General features: G+C 75.3%; 13 protein-coding genes. 5 read left to right on the plus strand and 8 right to left on the minus strand.

The genetic code is table 11. The features are described 5' to 3' along the window. The gene (locus ACFVVL_RS06350; RefSeq protein WP_387671688.1) at positions 1 to 2,298 is read right to left on the minus strand and encodes a HAMP domain-containing protein; all 2,298 of its coding nucleotides are present in this window, start codon (positions 2,296 to 2,298) and stop codon (positions 1 to 3) included. 223 nt (positions 2,299 to 2,521) lie between these two features. Here ACFVVL_RS06350 and ACFVVL_RS06355 point away from each other — a divergent pair, with 223 nt between their 5' ends. Next, entirely contained in the window at positions 2,522 to 3,472 is a 951-nt protein-coding gene (locus ACFVVL_RS06355; RefSeq protein WP_387671690.1) for a hypothetical protein, read from the plus strand. A gap of 18 nt (positions 3,473 to 3,490) precedes the next feature. Here the strand turns inward: ACFVVL_RS06355 and ACFVVL_RS06360 are convergent, their stop codons facing one another. Then, positions 3,491 to 3,928 (minus strand): gamma-glutamylcyclotransferase, encoded by a 438-nt coding sequence (locus ACFVVL_RS06360; RefSeq protein ID WP_344331090.1) that lies wholly within the window; start codon positions 3,926 to 3,928, stop codon positions 3,491 to 3,493. Positions 3,929 to 4,005: 77 nt separating this feature from the next. Between ACFVVL_RS06360 and ACFVVL_RS06365 the strand changes: the two genes are divergently transcribed. After that, positions 4,006 to 5,460 carry an NAD(P)H-quinone dehydrogenase gene (locus tag ACFVVL_RS06365; protein WP_380290689.1) on the plus strand — a complete coding sequence of 485 codons (1,455 nt, stop codon included), beginning with the start codon at positions 4,006 to 4,008 and terminating at the stop codon, positions 5,458 to 5,460. A gap of 236 nt (positions 5,461 to 5,696) precedes the next feature. Next, the gene (locus tag ACFVVL_RS06370; RefSeq protein ID WP_387671731.1) at positions 5,697 to 6,677 is read left to right on the plus strand and encodes a DeoR/GlpR family DNA-binding transcription regulator; all 981 of its coding nucleotides are present in this window, start codon (positions 5,697 to 5,699) and stop codon (positions 6,675 to 6,677) included. Positions 6,678 to 6,827: 150 nt separating this feature from the next. Here the strand turns inward: ACFVVL_RS06370 and ACFVVL_RS06375 are convergent, their stop codons facing one another. The 6 genes from ACFVVL_RS06375 to ACFVVL_RS06400 all read right to left on the minus strand — a co-directional run bounded on the left by ACFVVL_RS06375 (position 6,828) and on the right by ACFVVL_RS06400 (position 12,660). Then, positions 6,828 to 8,600 carry an acetyl/propionyl/methylcrotonyl-CoA carboxylase subunit alpha gene (locus tag ACFVVL_RS06375; protein WP_380290687.1) on the minus strand — a complete coding sequence of 591 codons (1,773 nt, stop codon included), beginning with the start codon at positions 8,598 to 8,600 and terminating at the stop codon, positions 6,828 to 6,830. 248 nt (positions 8,601 to 8,848) lie between these two features. Beyond that, complete coding sequence (locus ACFVVL_RS06380) at positions 8,849 to 9,625, minus strand: hypothetical protein (protein WP_387671692.1); 777 nt, start codon at positions 9,623 to 9,625, stop codon at positions 8,849 to 8,851. Positions 9,626 to 9,787: 162 nt separating this feature from the next. Then, complete coding sequence (locus ACFVVL_RS06385; protein ID WP_380290683.1) at positions 9,788 to 10,387, minus strand: nucleoside triphosphate pyrophosphatase; 600 nt, start codon at positions 10,385 to 10,387, stop codon at positions 9,788 to 9,790. A 46-nt stretch (positions 10,388 to 10,433) separates the two neighbouring features. Beyond that, the gene (mmpB, locus tag ACFVVL_RS06390; RefSeq protein WP_380290681.1) at positions 10,434 to 10,559 is read right to left on the minus strand and encodes a morphogenic membrane protein MmpB; all 126 of its coding nucleotides are present in this window, start codon (positions 10,557 to 10,559) and stop codon (positions 10,434 to 10,436) included. A 255-nt stretch (positions 10,560 to 10,814) separates the two neighbouring features. Further along, entirely contained in the window at positions 10,815 to 11,036 is a 222-nt protein-coding gene (locus tag ACFVVL_RS06395; protein ID WP_380290679.1) for an acyl-CoA carboxylase epsilon subunit, read from the minus strand. Positions 11,037 to 11,070: 34 nt separating this feature from the next. Next, positions 11,071 to 12,660 carry an acyl-CoA carboxylase subunit beta gene (locus tag ACFVVL_RS06400; protein ID WP_387671695.1) on the minus strand — a complete coding sequence of 530 codons (1,590 nt, stop codon included), beginning with the start codon at positions 12,658 to 12,660 and terminating at the stop codon, positions 11,071 to 11,073. Between the two features lie 247 nt (positions 12,661 to 12,907). Between ACFVVL_RS06400 and ACFVVL_RS06405 the strand changes: the two genes are divergently transcribed. Together ACFVVL_RS06405 and ACFVVL_RS06410 are read left to right on the plus strand one after the other, a co-directional pair. After that, a complete protein-coding gene (locus tag ACFVVL_RS06405; protein ID WP_387671697.1) occupies positions 12,908 to 13,807 on the plus strand; it encodes a biotin--[acetyl-CoA-carboxylase] ligase in 900 nt (299 codons plus the stop codon). 85 nt (positions 13,808 to 13,892) lie between these two features. Then, positions 13,893 to 15,173, plus strand: coding sequence for an adenylate/guanylate cyclase domain-containing protein (locus ACFVVL_RS06410; protein ID WP_380290673.1), 1,281 nt, complete (start codon positions 13,893 to 13,895; stop codon positions 15,171 to 15,173). The last annotated feature ends 319 nt before the right edge of the window (positions 15,174 to 15,492 follow it).

Genomic DNA, 15,492 nt, shown 5'->3' on the forward strand with positions numbered 1-15,492 from the left:
TCAGAAGGCGGGGGCGGCGGGGGCGCGGTGCCCGGCGCGTTCGCGGTCGGCCCGTTCGCGCTCGGCGCGCTCCAGGTCCTGGCGGATCAGCTCCAGGCTGCGGGCGACGGCGCCGACCTCGTCGTGGTGGACGGGGTGGAGCACGGTGCGGCGGTCCCCGGCGGCGAGCGCCTCGGCGCTCGCGGTGAGCCGGCGCAGCGGCAGGCCGACGGCGACGTACAGCCAGCCCAGGCAGAGCGCGGCGGCGGCCAGGCCGAGCATGCCGGCCAGGACGGCGCGCCGGTCGGCCCGGTTCTGGTCGAGGTGCAGCCAGGACACCGGGTGCGCGGTGACGACGGACCAGCCGAGCCGGGCGACGGCGCCGCGGCCGCCGAGCGGTGCGGCGGCGAGCAGCACCGGGTCGCCGCCGGTGCGCACGACCTCGGCGGCGTGCTTCGCCCCGCCGCCGCTCACGGTGGACAGGACGCCGCGGGCGCGGCCCTCGGGGAGCTCGCCGAAGGAGGCGTAGGCCCCGTTGGCGGCGAGCACCCGGTGGCGGTCGTCGAGCAGCCAGACCCGGCCGAGGCCGGGCCGGTCGAGCAGGGAGCCGAGGAAGTCGGTGCGGAACTCGCCGACCAGCACCGGACCGGCGGGCGGCGCGTCGTCCGCGGGGGCGTCCACGGGCACGTCCGCGGGGGCGGCGTCGTCGGCGGCGGGGACGGCGAGCGGGGTCCGGGCGGCGATCCGGGGCTCCCTGCCGGAGGTGTTGAGCAGTAGCACGCCGCCCGGGCCGAGCGCCCCGGGGCCGGTGCGGTGCGGCTCCTCGCCGGCCCGGGCGAGCACCTCGCCGCCGGGACCGAGCACGTACAGCGCGCGGTAGCGCTCGTGCCGGGCGAGGGCGGTGCGCAGCAGCGTCCGGGCGTCGCCGACGGAGGCGGTGGCGAGTTCGGGGGCGAGGGCCCGCAGGTCGGCGTAGCCCTCGTTGAGCGCCTGGCGCAGCCGGTCGGCGGCGTTGTCGGTGCGGTCCCGCTGGCCGGCCACCACCTGGGTGGGGACGCGGACCTCGCCGTCGTTGCCGCCGAGCAGCAGCAGCGGGCCGGACCAGCCGAGCACGACGGCCGCGGCCAGGCCGAGCGGCAGCGCGGCGCCGGGCCGGCGGCGCCGGGGCGCGGGTGCCGGGGCGGCCGGCGGGCGGGCGGGGTCGAGCAGCTGGCGCCGCAGCTCCTCCAGGGCGCGGCCGATCCGTCCGGCCTCGCCGCGCCGCGGGCCGCGCACCGGCCGGTCCAGCTCGCCCCGGGTGAGCCGGCGGGCCTCCAGGAAGAGCCGCAGCAGCGGGCGCTGGAGGGTGCGGCGCAGGAACCACGCCAGCAGCAGGGCGACGGCCACCAGGGCGCCGGCGGCGGCCAGGCCGAGGGCCGGGTGGCGCAGTCCGGCGGCCCTGCCGTCGACGGTGCCGGTGGAGACGACGGTGAGCCCGAGCGCGGTGGCCGGGTCGTGCGGGTCGGCGGCGGCGCCGGCGACGGCGGCGTAGCCGGCCACCCGGCGCACGCCCCGGGGGTCGGCGCCGCCGGCCAGGCTGCCGGAGACGACCGCGCCCGGGGTGGCGGCGGGGGCGGCGGGGCGTGCGGTGACCCGGTCCAGGGCGGTGGTGACCAGCTGCCGGGCGTCCTCGTCGGGGAGCCCGGCACCGGTGGTGTCGAGGACGGTGCCGGCGGTGTCGAGGACCTGGATGGTCTGGCCGTCGCGGGTGGCGAGCTCCGGCAGCCGCAGGTTGTCGGAGGCGACCAGCAGCGCCCGGCCGTCGTGGACGGTGCTGACCATCGCGAAGGTCAGCAGCCGGGTGCCGGCGGCGGAGGGGACGAGCAGCGGTGCGGGCGCGGTGTCGGTCACCCGGCCGAGGTCGAGGCCGGCCAGCGGGACGGTCTCGCCGCGGGCGGCGAGCAGCCGGCCGGTGTCCGGGCGGACGATCACGGTGCCGCGCCACTTGCGGTAGGCCCGGCCGAGCGCGGTGAGCACCTCGGCGGGCTCGGCGGGCGCCCGGTCGTAGCGGGCCGCGGAGCGCAGCAGGTCGGCGGTGTTCTCCCGCAGGCCCGCCCGCAGCGACAGGGCGGTGTCCTCGGCGGCGTACTGGTGGGACTCGCGGACCGCCTGCGGGGTGTCGTCCACCCGCAGGCCGCCGACGGTCAGCGCGGTGATCGCGGAGACGGCCAGCAGCAGGACGAGCAGCAGCGCGATCGGCGGGCGGATGCCCCCGAGCAGCGGCATGTCGGCCCGGCGGCGATAGCGGTGCTGTCGCGGCGGGGTGGGGGCCGTGCTCACGGGGGTGCCTCGTCGGGGGAGTCGGGTCGGGTCCGGTGCGTCGGGCGGCAGTGCGCCACCCACCCCTGGAGCCCCACCGCGACCGGGCTGGGCCCGGCCGAAACCTCAAAAGCGTACGAACGGGTTCCGCTTATCGTGTCTCGTAACGATTTCGGATGAAGGAAGCTTCGGTCACGATCTTTTCGATCATGGGGCTCGGGTCTTGCGCGGTAGGTTCTTCCCCGTGGAGAAACGGGATGCGCGACGCGCGGCGCGACGGCCGGTCACGGTGCTGCTCGTCCTGGCGGCCCTCGCCGGCGGACTGACCCTCGCCGCCCGCGGCTGGGCACGGGACCCGGCGGCCCCCCGTCCCGCCACCGCGTCCGGCCCGCTCGCGGTCGACCTCGTCGACCGGGTCGACGCCTACACCGCCGCCTTCGCCCACGGCGCCTACACCGCCCCGGACGCCGCCCAGCGCGGCGCCGTCGCCGACGGGGTCCTGGCGGCCCTCGACGGCCGCCCCGACCGGGCGGGCCCGCTGCTGGCCGCCGTCGGTTACCGGCTCACCGAGTTCACCGAGGCCGTCAGCGGCCGCCGCACCGCCGAGATCGCCGACGCCTCCGGCGCCGACCCGCGCGGCTGGGGCCGGATCTACCTGGACCTCTCCGCCCGGACCCGTTGGTCCGCCCAGGTCCCGCACCCGGTCTCCGACAGCCGCACCGAGATCCTCGGCGCCGAACTGTTCCGGGCGGCGCCCGGCGGCGTCCTCGTCCTCGCCGGTGCCCACCGGCGGGCCGGGACCGACGGATCGGCGGACGTCGCCCACCGCGACGACACCGTCTTCGCCGCCGTCGTCGAGGCCCTCACCGGGCGCGGACTGCCCGGCCTCCAGCTGCACGGCTTCGACGAGGACAGCCTGCCCGGCACGGACGCGGTGGTCTCCAGCGGCGCCGGGGCGCCCGGCGAGGCCGCCGAGAGCACCGCGGCGGCGCTGGAGGCGGCCGGACTGGTGGTGTGCCGGCCCTGGCAGCAGACCTGCGGACGGCTCGCGGGCACCATCAACGTCGGGGGGCGCCACGCCGCCGGTCTCGGCGTCACCTGGCTGCACGTCGAACTCGCCAACCCGCTGCGCACCGAACCGGCCCGCCGCGCGGAGGTCGTCGCGGCCCTGGCCGGTACGGCCGGGGCCTGGTAGGTCACGAGGCCCGGCAGGTCAGCAGGGGCGGCGGCGCAGGTCCAGGACGTAGTCGTCGGGGGCGCCGGCGCTCTCCGCCGCGTCCGCGATCAGGCCCAGGTAGCGGGCCGCCGGCAGGCCGCCCTCGTAGTCGTTCAGCACGTACGTCCAGACCGGCACGTCGCCGTCCAGGGTCTGCGCCCGCAGCTTGATCTTCCGGTAGATGCCGAGCTGGACGCCCTCCCAGCGGTCCAGTCCCTCCTCGTCCATCGGCGCCACGTCGTAGAGCGAGACGAAGACCTGGTCCTTCTCGTCCTCCACCACCGTGGCCAGCGAGCCCTCCCAGCCGAGGTGCTCGCCGCCGAAGGTGAGCCGCCAGCCGGACAGCCACCCGGTGCCGCGCAGCGGCGAGTGCGGAGCGCGGCGGGTCATCTGCCGGGCATCGAGGTTCGTGGCATACGCGGCGTAAAGGGGCATGGGCGAAGCCTACGTTCACCGGCCGATCCGACAGAAGCCCCGACCCCGGCGTGGCAGTGCTCCCGGCGTGCGGGACAATGGTTGACGTGACTCGGATCGTGATCATCGGTGGCGGACCCGGCGGCTACGAGGCGGCGCTCGTCGCCGCCCAGCTCGGCGCGGAGGTGACCGTCGTCGACCGCGACGGCCTGGGCGGATCGGCGGTGCTCACGGACTGCGTTCCGTCGAAGACGCTGATCGCGACGGCGGAGGTGATGACGACCTTCGACAGCTCGTACGAGGAACTCGGCATCATCGTCGCCGACGACACCCCCCACATCGACACCCCGGCCCGCGTGGTCGGCGTCGACCTCGGCAAGGTCAACCGGCGTGTGAAGCGCCTGGCCATCGCGCAGTCCCACGACATCACCCAGTCCGTCACCCGGGCCGGCGTCACCGTGCTGCGCGGCCGCGGCCGGCTCGGCACCGGCGGCCAGGCCGTGGACGGCTCCCGCGAGGTGCTGGTGGACGCGCCCGACGGCAGCGTGCAGTCGCTGCGCGCCGACGCCGTGCTGATCGCCACCGGCGCCCACCCGCGCGAGCTGCCCGACGCCCAGCCCGACGGCGAGCGGATCCTGACCTGGACCCAGGTCTACGACCTGGAGGAGCTGCCGCGCGAGCTGATCGTGGTCGGCTCCGGCGTCACCGGTGCCGAGTTCGCCGGCGCCTACCAGGCGCTGGGCTCCAGGGTCACCCTGGTCTCCTCGCGCGACCGGGTGCTGCCGGGCGAGGACCCGGACGCCGCCGAGGTGCTGGAGGAGGTCTTCCGCCGCCGCGGCATGAACGTGATGAGCCGCTCGCGGGCCGAGAGCGTCAAGCGGATCGGCGACACGGTCGAGGTCATCCTCTCCGACGGCACGGTGATCGAGGGCACCCACTGCCTGATGGCGGTCGGCTCCATCCCGAACACCGCCGAGATGGGCCTGGAGGAGGCCGGGGTCAAGCTCAACGACTGGGGTCAGGTCCAGGTCGACCGGGTCTCCCGCACCAGCGCCCCCGGCGTCTACGCGGCCGGCGACTGCACCGGCGTCTTCATGCTCGCCTCGGTGGCGGCCATGCAGGGCCGGATCGCCATGTACCACGCGCTCGGCGACGCGGTGCAGCCGCTGAACCTCAAGACGGTGGCCTCCAACGTCTTCACCGACCCGGAGATCGCGACCGTCGGCTACACCGCCGCCGACGTGGAGTGCGGCAAGATGGACGCGGTCGAGGTCAAGCTCCCGCTGCGGGGCAATCCGCGGGCCAAGATGCAGGGCATCCGCGACGGCTTCGTGAAGCTGTTCTGCCGCCCCGGCACCGGCATCGTGGTCGGCGGCGTGGTCGTCGCCCCGCGCGCCAGCGAGCTCATCCACTCGATCTCGCTCGCGGTGGACGCCAATCTGACCGTCGAACAGGTGGCCAGCGCCTTCACCGTCTACCCGTCGGTCTCCGGCTCCACCGCCGAGGCCGCCCGCCAGCTCCACATCCGCAAGCGCGACGAGGGCGAAAACTGAGCCCAGCGCGCTCAGTTGGGGGCGGTCGCGGCCGGGCGGCCGCCCGCCGCCCACCCCCGCCCGTCACCCGGACGGCGGGCGCAGTCCCGGACCGCCGACGGCGCGCATTGTACGGTCACGCGCCGCTCCGCTGTGAGCAATTCCCGCTACTAGCAGCAAACGCCTGAAAGCAGACGGTCACGCAGGTTACCGTCGGTTCTGTGTTTGCAGCAGAACGTCGCCAGTTGATCCTCGAAATGGTGCGCGCCAACGGAGCGGTCTCGCTCCGCGAGTTGGCCCGCGTCGTCCAGACCTCCGAAGTGACCGTGCGCCGCGACGTACGGGCCTTGGAGGCAGAAGGGCTCCTCGACCGCCGGCACGGCGGCGCGGTGCTCCCCGGCGGCTTCAGCCGCGAACCCGGCTACCCGCAGAAGACCCACCTGTCCGCCGCCGAGAAGAGCGCCATCGCCGATCTCGCCGCCGGCCTGGTGGAGGAGGGCGACGCCGTGGTGGTCGGCGCCGGCACCACCACCCAGGAACTCGCCCGCCGCCTCGCCCGGGTGCCCGGGCTGACCGTGGTGACCAACTCGCTGCTGGTCGCCCAGGCGCTCGCGCACGCCAACCGGGTGGAGGTGGTGATGACCGGCGGCACCCTGCGGGGCTCCAACTACGCCCTCGTCGGCAGCGGCGCCGAGCAGTCCCTGCACGGGCTGCGGGTCACCAAGGCCTTCGTCTCGGGCAGCGGACTGACCGCCGAGCGCGGTCTGTCGACCACCAACATGCTCTCCGCGAGCGTGGACCGGGCCCTGGTGCAGTCGGCCGCCGAGGTGATCATCCTCGCCGACCACACCAAGCTCGGCGCGGACAGCATGTTCCAGACCGTCCCCACCGAGACCATCACCCGCCTCGTCACCGACGAGCACGCCACCGCCGACGACACCACGGCGCGGGAGCTCGATGCGCTCGCCGACTGCGGGGTGCGGATCGACCTCGCGCCGCTCGGCGCCCCGCCGTCCGGTGACGCCCCGGTGCACGGCACCGGCAGCGGTCCCGTCCACCAGACCCAGCCGGGTCCGATGGCCCGCCGCCCCGTCCCGCCGCCCCCCGGCGGCGCCCCGCTGCCCGGCCAGCGCCGCCCCGGCGTCCACGGCCACGGACCCGGCCACGGCGGGCCGGCGGGCCCGGGCGGACCGCTGCCCGCCAGGCTCGCCGAACTCGGCCTCCAGCGCGGACGCTGACCCCCGGTCACGCCCGTCCGGCCCCCGCACCCGCGCAGGGCCCGCGCAGCACCCTCACAGGGCCCGCGCCGCACCTGATCCACCGCCGGAAACACGACCGGTCCGCACACCCGAAGGTGTACGGACCGGCGGCGGAGGACGCGGGACGCGTCAGTCCTTGATCTCGCAGAGCGCCGCACCGCTGGAGACGCTCGCCCCCACCTCGGCCTTGAGGCCGACGACGGTGCCCGCCTTGTGCGCGTTCAGCGGCTGCTCCATCTTCATCGCCTCCAGGACGACGATCAGCTCGCCCTCCGCGACGACCTGGCCCTCCTCGACCGCGACCTTCACGATGGTGCCCTGCATCGGCGACGCCAGCGTGTCACCGCTGACCGCCGAACCGGCCTTCTTCGCCCCCACGCGGCGCTTGGCCTTCGCGGCCCCGGCACCGGCGGCCGGAGCGGCCGCGACGCCCAGCGAGGACGGCAGCGAGACCTCGATCCGCTTGCCGCCGACCTCGACGACCACGGTCTCCCGGCCCTCCGCCTCCTCGCCCTCGCCGGCCGTACCGGCGAACGCGGGGATGGTGTTCTCGAACTCGGTCTCGATCCACCGGGTGAAGACCTTGAACGGCCCGTCACCGCCGTGCACCTCCGGCGCGAACGCCGGGTCCGTGACGACCGCCCGGTGGAACGGGATGGCCGTCGCCATGCCCTCGACCCTGAACTCCGCCAGCGCGCGCCGCGCCCGCTCCAGCGCCTGCTTGCGGTCCCGGCCGGACACGACCAGCTTCGCCAGCAGCGAGTCCCAGGCCGGGCCGATCACCGAACCGGTCTCCACGCCCGAGTCCAGCCGCACACCCGGGCCGGACGGCGGCGCGAACAGCGTCACCGTGCCCGGGGCGGGCAGGAAGTTGCGGCCCGGGTCCTCACCGTTGATGCGGAACTCGAACGAGTGACCGCGCACCTCCGGGTCGCCGTAGCCGAGCTCCTCGCCGTCCGCGATCCGGAACATCTCGCGGACCAGGTCGATCCCGGTGACCTCCTCGGTGACCGGGTGCTCCACCTGCAGACGGGTGTTGACCTCCAGGAAGGAGATCGTGCCGTCCAGCGCCACCAGGAACTCGCAGGTCCCGGCGCCCTCGTAGCCGGCCTCCTTCAGGATGGCCTTCGACGCCCGGTACAGCTCGGCGTTCTGCTCCGGGGTCAGGAACGGCGCGGGGGCCTCCTCGACCAGCTTCTGGTGGCGGCGCTGCAGCGAGCAGTCACGGGTCGAGACGACCACCACGTTGCCGTGCTTGTCGGCCAGGCACTGGGTCTCCACGTGCCGCGGGTTGTCCAGGTAGCGCTCGACGAAGCACTCGCCGCGGCCGAAGGCGGCGACCGCCTCGCGCACCGCGGAGTCGTACAGCTCCGGGATCTCCTCCAGCGTGCGGGCGACCTTCAGGCCGCGGCCGCCGCCGCCGAACGCCGCCTTGATGGCGACCGGCAGGCCGTGCTCCCGGGCGAACGCGACGACCTCGTCGGCACCCGCGACCGGGTCCGGCGTACCGGCCACCAGCGGGGCACCGGCGCGCTGCGCCACGTGCCGGGCGGTCACCTTGTCGCCGAGGTCGCGGATGGCCTGCGGCGGCGGGCCGATCCAGGTGAGGCCCGCGTCGATCACGGCCTGGGCGAAGTCGGCGTTCTCCGACAGGAAGCCGTAACCGGGGTGGACGGCGTCCGCACCCGAGTCGGCGGCGGCCTGGAGGACCTTGGCGATGTCCAGGTAGCTGGTGCCGGGGGTGTCGCCGCCCAGCGCGTAAGCCTCGTCGGCCGCGCGGACGTGCAGCGCATCCCGGTCCGGCTCGGCGTAGACGGCGACGCTGGCGATACCGGCGTCCGAGCAGGCCCGGGCGACGCGGACGGCGATTTCCCCGCGGTTGGCGATGAGCACCTTGCGCACTGTGGCTCCCTTCTTGAACCTCGTCGAGTTTATGGATTCCTGGGCAGTACCGGCGAGTAGCCCCAGGTTGTGAACTATCCCACACGGAGGGTGATGCGCTCGGACGGGTGCCGGGCGGCCCGGCGGGAGTCCTCGCAGGTCGTGGCGGGTACGTCGACGGCGGCCCGGCGCTCGCGTTCGGTGACGGGGCGGCGTGGCGCGGCGGTGGTGTTGGCCACATCCGGTCGGGAGCGCTCCGTGCGCCGGGCTCAGGCGCCGGCGGCGGGCGCGGCGGCCCGGGGCGACGGCCCGGCGGGCTCCGGCGGGGCCGGCGCGCGCTCCAGGGCCGGGGCGGTGACGTCGGCGACCCGCTCGACGACGTCGGGGCCGTAGGCGGCCGGGTTGACCACCTTGAGCAGCAGCGCGAAGCTGCCGTCCGTGCCGTACCGGCGGGCCAGCCGCCGGTGGTGGGTCACCAGGTGGCGGACTCCGGCGTGGTTGGCGATGCCGGTCTGGCCGGAGATCAGGAAGACCGGGCGGCCGTCCCCGGGGGTGGCCAGCCGGGCCAGCAGCACGTACTCGCCGGCCTGCGGATCGGCGGCGTAGGAGCGGCCGCCGACGGTGATGGTGTTGTCCGGGCGGGCGTGGTCGCTGGAGATCGTCACCCCGGGCAGGCCCCAGGCCAGGTGGGCGGCCATCCGCTCGTTGGAGACCGGGCCACCGAAGCAGAGTTCGGTGCGGGTGCCGAGCCCGCGCGGCGCGGCGTCGTGGGCGACCAGGTCGGCGTGCGCGCCGCACTCCTTCACCAGGGCGGCCAGTTCCATCAGCGCGTAGGCGTCGCGCCGGGTGACCGTCCGGGGGTGCGCCCCGGCGCCGATGCTGCGGTTGACCACGATCAGGCACTCGCTGCCGGCCGGCAGGCCGAGGAAGGCCCGGGCCCGTTCCAGCCGGTGCCTGCGGCGCAGGCTCTGGCCGAGCCAGCCGAGCGCGGCACTGATCGCGCCGGCCAGCAGGCCCAGCAGCACGTTGAGCAGACCGTCGGTCATCCCGCCCGCCACCTCCCCCGTCGCGCCGGGGCGGTGGTGTCGCCCCGGATGCTCCTCCAGGGTGCCTCACCGCCGGCCCGTGGGCGGGGTGGTCGGCGACAATCGTGCCGTTCGTCCCGGCGGGCTCCGGCGGGGCCGGCGCGCGCTCCAGGGCCGGGGCGGTCAGGCCCAGAGATCGGTGATCCGCAGGTCCAGCTCGGCGAGCAGGGTGCGCAGCAGCGGCAGCGAGAGGCCGATGACGTTGCCCGGGTCGCCGTCGATGCCCTCGACGAACGGCGCCGAGCGGCCGTCCAGGGTGAACGCGCCCGCCACGTGCAGCGGTTCGCCGGTGGCGATGTAGGCGGCGACCTCGGCGTCGTCCGGGGTGCCGAAGCGCACGGTGGTGGAGGCGGTGGCGGAGGCCTGCCGGCCGCCGGCGGTGTCGATCACGCAGTGGCCGGTGCGCAGCACTCCGGCTCGGCCGCGCATCGACTGCCAGCGGGCCAGTGCCTCGGCCTCGTCGGCGGGCTTGCCGAGGGCCAGGCCGTCCAGCTCCAGCACGGAGTCGCAGCCGATGACCAGCTCCCCGTCGGTGAGGCCGGCGGCGACGGCCTCGGCCTTGGCCTCGGCGAGGACGAGCGCGAGGGCGCCGGGGGTGGGGGCGGTGAGCGCGTCCTCGTCGACGCCGCTGACCACCACGCGCGGGTCGAGGCCCGCCTGGCGCAGCAGCCCGAGGCGGGCGGGGGAGGCGGAGGCGAGGACGAGGGTGCGGCGGTCGGTCATGCCCACCAGGGTAGAGGGGTGCCCGGGGCGGCCCGTCCAGCGATCGTCAGATCATCAGCAGAACGGCGATCAACAGGGCGAGGACGGCGAGCACATGGCCGGCCCGGTGCAGCTTGCGCTGCATCCGCCGGGCTTCCGGGGAGGGCTCGTCGCGGGGGTCTGACCAGAGCATCGTTCCAGGGTGCTCCGGCGGGCGGCCGGGGCGCCTGAGTATCCGTACTCAGCTTTCGGGGCAATCCGGGCCTTGCCGGGCGCTCGCCGCGAACCCCGCGGAGCGGCGGCACCGCGAAGTCGCCCGGTGCCGCCGCCCGGTGCCGCCGTGGGGAGCCGCTCCGCCTTCGTGCGGAGCGGCTCGGGGGGACGTGCACCCTGCGAGGTCGCCCGTGGCACCGTGCACGTCCGTCCGTCCGGCGGGCGGCGGCCGGCGCTACCCGGCCCAGCCGGAGGTGCGCCAGGCGTTGACGCCCGGGCGCGGGGTGGCGCGCATCCGGCGCGCGCGGTCGTTCCAGGCGGAGTCCGGGCCGGCGCCGGCCCGGCGGGCGGCCTCGGCGGCGGCCTGCGCGGCGGCGGCCCGGGCCTGGACCACCGCCAGGACGGCGGCCAGCTCCTCGGGGGTCGGCTGCCCGTGCAGCACGTGGATCGGGGCCATGGTCAATCCTCTCGCGGTCCTCCGGGGCCGGCCACTACAGCGGAATGTTGCCGTGCTTCTTCGGCGGCAGCACCTCGCGCTTGCCGCGCAGCGCGCGCAGCCCGCGGACGATGTGCCGGCGGGTCTCGCTCGGCGCGATGACGGCGTCCACGTAGCCGCGCTCGGCGGCCAGGTACGGGTTGAGCAGGGTGTCCTCGTAGGAGGCGATCAGCTCGGCCCGCTTCTCGTCGGCGCTCCCGGCCGCCTCCGCCTCGGCGATCTCCCGCCGGTGCAGGATGTTGACCGCGCCCTGCGCGCCCATCACGGCGATCTGCGCCGTCGGCCAGGCCAGGTTGAGGTCGGCGCCCAGGTGCTTGGAGCCCATGACGTCGTACGCGCCGCCGAAGGCCTTGCGGGTGATCACGGTGATCAGCGGCACGGTCGCCTCGGCGTAGGCGTAGATCAGCTTGGCGCCGCGCCGGATGATGCCGTCCCACTCCTGCTCGGTGCCGGGCAGGAAGCCGGGCACGTCGACGAAGGTGATCACCGGGATGTTGAACGAGTCGCAGGTGCGGATGAAGCGCGCGGCCTTCTCGCTGGCGGCGATGTCCAGGCAGCCCGCCAGGTCCATCGGCTGGTTGCCGACGACGCCGACCGGGTGGCCCTCGACCCGGCCGAAGCCGGTGACGATGTTGCCCGCGTACAGCGGCTGGGTCTCCAGGAACTCGCCGTCGTCGAGGACGTGCTCGATCACCCGGTGGATGTCGTACGGCTGGTTCGCCGAGTCCGGTACCAGGGTGTCGAGTTCGAGGTCCTCGTCGGTGACGGAGAGGTCCGCCTCCTCCGGGAACGACGGCGGGTCGGAGAGGTTGTTGGAGGGCAGGTACGACAGCAGGCTCTTGATGTACTCGATCGCCTCCTTCTCGTCCGCGGCCAGGTAGTGCGCGTTGCCGGACTTGGTGTTGTGGGTGCGCGCGCCGCCCAGCTCCTCCATCGCGACGTCCTCGCCGGTGACGGTCTTGATCACGTCGGGGCCGGTGATGAACATGTGGGAGGTCCGGTCGGCCATCACCACGAAGTCGGTGATGGCGGGGGAGTAGACCGCGCCGCCCGCGCAGGGGCCCATGATCAGCGAGATCTGCGGGATCACCCCGGAGGCGTGCACGTTGCGGCGGAAGATCTCGCCGTACAGGCCGAGCGAGACCACGCCCTCCTGGATCCGGGCGCCGCCCGAGTCGTTGATGCCGATGACCGGGCAGCCGGTCTTCAGCGCGAAGTCCATGACCTTGACGATCTTCTCGCCGAACACCTCGCCGAGCGAGCCGCCGAAGACCGTGAAGTCCTGGGCGAAAACGGCGACCTGACGGCCGTCGACGGTGCCGTAGCCGGTGACCACGCCGTCGCCGTAGGGCCGGTTCTTCTCCTGGCCGAAGTTGGTGGAGCGGTGCCGGGCGAACTCGTCGAACTCGACGAAGGAGTCCTCGTCCAGCAGCTCCGCGACCCGCTCGCGGGCCGTCAGCTTGCCCTTGGCGTGCTGCTTCTCCACCGACGTGGCGGAGCCGGAGTGCACCGCCTCGTCGATCCTGCGCCGGAGGTCGGCGAGCTTGCCGGCGGTGGTGTGCGGGTCGTACGGCGCGTCGGTCATTCCGGTGGCTCTCCCTGCATCCTGGGCCGCGACCTGTTTTCGGGGGCGCGCGGGCCGGGTGGGGGCCGGCGCGGACGAGGGGTGCAGGGCGGCACAACGAACTACCGTCGAGTAGCGTAGCCAGGGCGGACGGCCCGCGTAATGTCCGGGCGTTATGGCCAGCGACACAGTGTGGTCGACGCCGGGGTGGGGGACGATGGGACGGCCTACGGCCTCCCGCGCCCGTCGCCGTTCTAGGGTGAGCCGCATGACCTCCGACACCCCCCGCCGCAGCGGACTGCGCGGCCTCGGCCATGCCGGGCCGTCGCCGTGGACCGACCTGGACCGCCCGCCGCTGGACGCCGCCGCGCTCCGCCGGGACCTGCTGAAGCCCGGCGGGCTCTGGACCTCGATCGACGTCGTCGAGGAGACCGGATCCACCAACACCGACCTCGCCGCCCGTGCCCGCGAGGGCGCCCCGCAGGGCGCGGTGCTGGTCGCCGAGGCCCAGAACTCCGGGCGCGGCCGGCTCGAACGCCGGTGGAGCGCCCCCGCCCGCTCCGGTCTCTTCCTCTCCGTCCTGCTTCGCCCGGACGAGGTACCCGTCGAACGGTACGGCTGGTTGCCGATCCTGGTCGGCGTCGCCGCCGCGAGCACGCTGCGCCGGGTCGCCGAGGTCGAGGTCGGCCTGAAGTGGCCCAACGACCTCCAGGTGGAGATCGACGGCGCGGAGCGCAAGCTCGGCGGCATCCTCACCGAGCTGGGCGGCGGCGCGGTGGTCGCCGGCCTCGGCCTCAACGTCTCGCTGCGCGCCGCCGAACTGCCCGTCCCCACCGCCGCCTCGCTCGCGCTGGCCGGCGCCGCCGTCACCGACCGGTCCACCCTGCTGCGCGCCCTGCTGCGGGAGTTCGCCGAGCTGTACGGGGAGTGGACGGCCGCCGCCGGCGACCCGCACACCAGCGGTCTGCTGCGCGCGTACGCGGACCGCTGCACCACGCTGGGGCGGCCGGTGAAGGTGCTGCTGCCCGGCGACCGCGAACTGCGCGGCGAGGCGGTCGCGGTCGACGGTGACGGCCGATTGGTGATCCGCACCCCGGACGGCGCCCGGCGGGCGGTCGGCGCGGGGGACGTCGTCCACGTGCGCCCGGAGCCGCGCGCGGGGGAGTAGCCGGCGCCGCGCGCCGGGTGGGAGCCGGTGCCGTGCGCCGGGCGGGCGCCCCGTGCGTCCCCTTACCTCCCCTTGACCCGGGCGGATGCCCCGGATCGCGCGATTCCGTGCGAACATTCCACCTGGCAGCAGTGTGAGGCGCGCCACTGCCCGCCGGGTGGCGGGCGCGCCGGGCACGCAGGACACGAGGCGAGTGCGGCGACCGCACGGGGACGGACCGGTGGCAGAGGACGGCAGCAACGGCGGCGGCACCGGCGCCGGAGGCAACGGCGGCCCGGCGGGCTCCGACGACCAGACCGTCGCCCTCGACCTCGAACGCCTGATCCTGGACGCACCGCGCCGCTACACCCCGTACCAGGCCGCCCGGGCCGCCGACGTCCCGATGGAACTGGCCACCCGTTTCTGGCGGGCGATGGGCTTCCCGGACATCGGGCAGTCCCGGGCGCTGACCGACGGCGACGTGATCGCCCTGCGCCGGCTGGCCGGCCTGGTGGAGTCCGGGCTGCTGAGCGAGTCGATGGCGATCCAGGTGGCCCGGTCCACCGGCCAGACCACGGCCCGGCTGGCGGGCTGGCAGATGGACACCTTCCTGGAGAACCTCACCCAGTCCGTCGAACCCGGCCTGACCCGCGCCGACGTCGCCTACCCGCTGGTCGAGCTGCTGCTGCCGGAGCTGGAGCAGTTCCTGGTGTACGTCTGGCGGCGGCAGCTGGCCGCCGTCACCGGCCGGGTGGTGCAGGCCGCCGAGGACAACGAGATCACCAGCGGCCGGCTCGCCGTCGGCTTCGCCGACCTGGTCGGCTTCACCCGGCTGTCGCGGCGGCTGGAGGAGGAGGAGCTCGGCGAACTCGTCGAGACCTTCGAGAACACCTGCTCCGACCTCATCGTCGGCCAGGGCGGCCGGGTGATCAAGACGCTCGGCGACGAGATCCTCTTCGTCTCCGAGGACCCGGTGACCGCCGCCGGGATCGCGCTCGGCCTCGTCGAGGCGCTGGCCGAGGACGACACCATCCCCGCGCTGCGGGTCGGCATGGCCTTCGGCACGGTCACCTCGCGGATGGGCGACGTGTTCGGCACCACGGTCAACCTGGCCAGCCGGCTCACCTCCATCGCGCCCAAGGACGCGGTGCTGATCGACGGGGAGTTCGCGGCCGCGCTGGACCAGAACGGCAGCGTCGCGCCGCCCGACGCGGACGGCCCCGGGCTGGCCGAGGCGCTGTCGGCGGCGGCCGGGCTGCCGCCGGCCGGCCCGCCGGGCCCGGGGGCGGACCCCGCCCACCGGTTCAACCTGCAGCCGATGTGGCGCCGGCCGGTGCGCGGGCTCGGCCTGGTCGAACCCTGGCTGCTCTCCCGGCGGACCCCCTGACCGACCCGGGCCGTGGGGCCCGGGGACCGGTGCGCCCGGCCGGGGGCGGTGCGACACGCCGAGGGGCGGACGACGGTGCGGCCTCGGCGGGTGCGAAGCCGCAAACGGGGCGAAACCGAACGAAACCGCCATAGTCTTGGTGCAGGCGCCCGGTGCGGCCGGCCGCAGGGGCGGCGCTGCCGGACGGGCGGGAGCGGGCACGGGTGTCCGGGCGGACCACGGGCAGCACCGGGCACAGGGAGCGAGGCGAGCCGGTGAGCAGTGAGGCGATCATGACGGACCGCGGCCGGACCCAGCAGCCGCCCGCCGTCCCCGAGCC

The sequence above is a fragment of the Kitasatospora sp. NPDC058115 genome (genome assembly GCF_042884635.1).
Lineage (GTDB): Bacteria > Actinomycetota > Actinomycetes > Streptomycetales > Streptomycetaceae > Kitasatospora.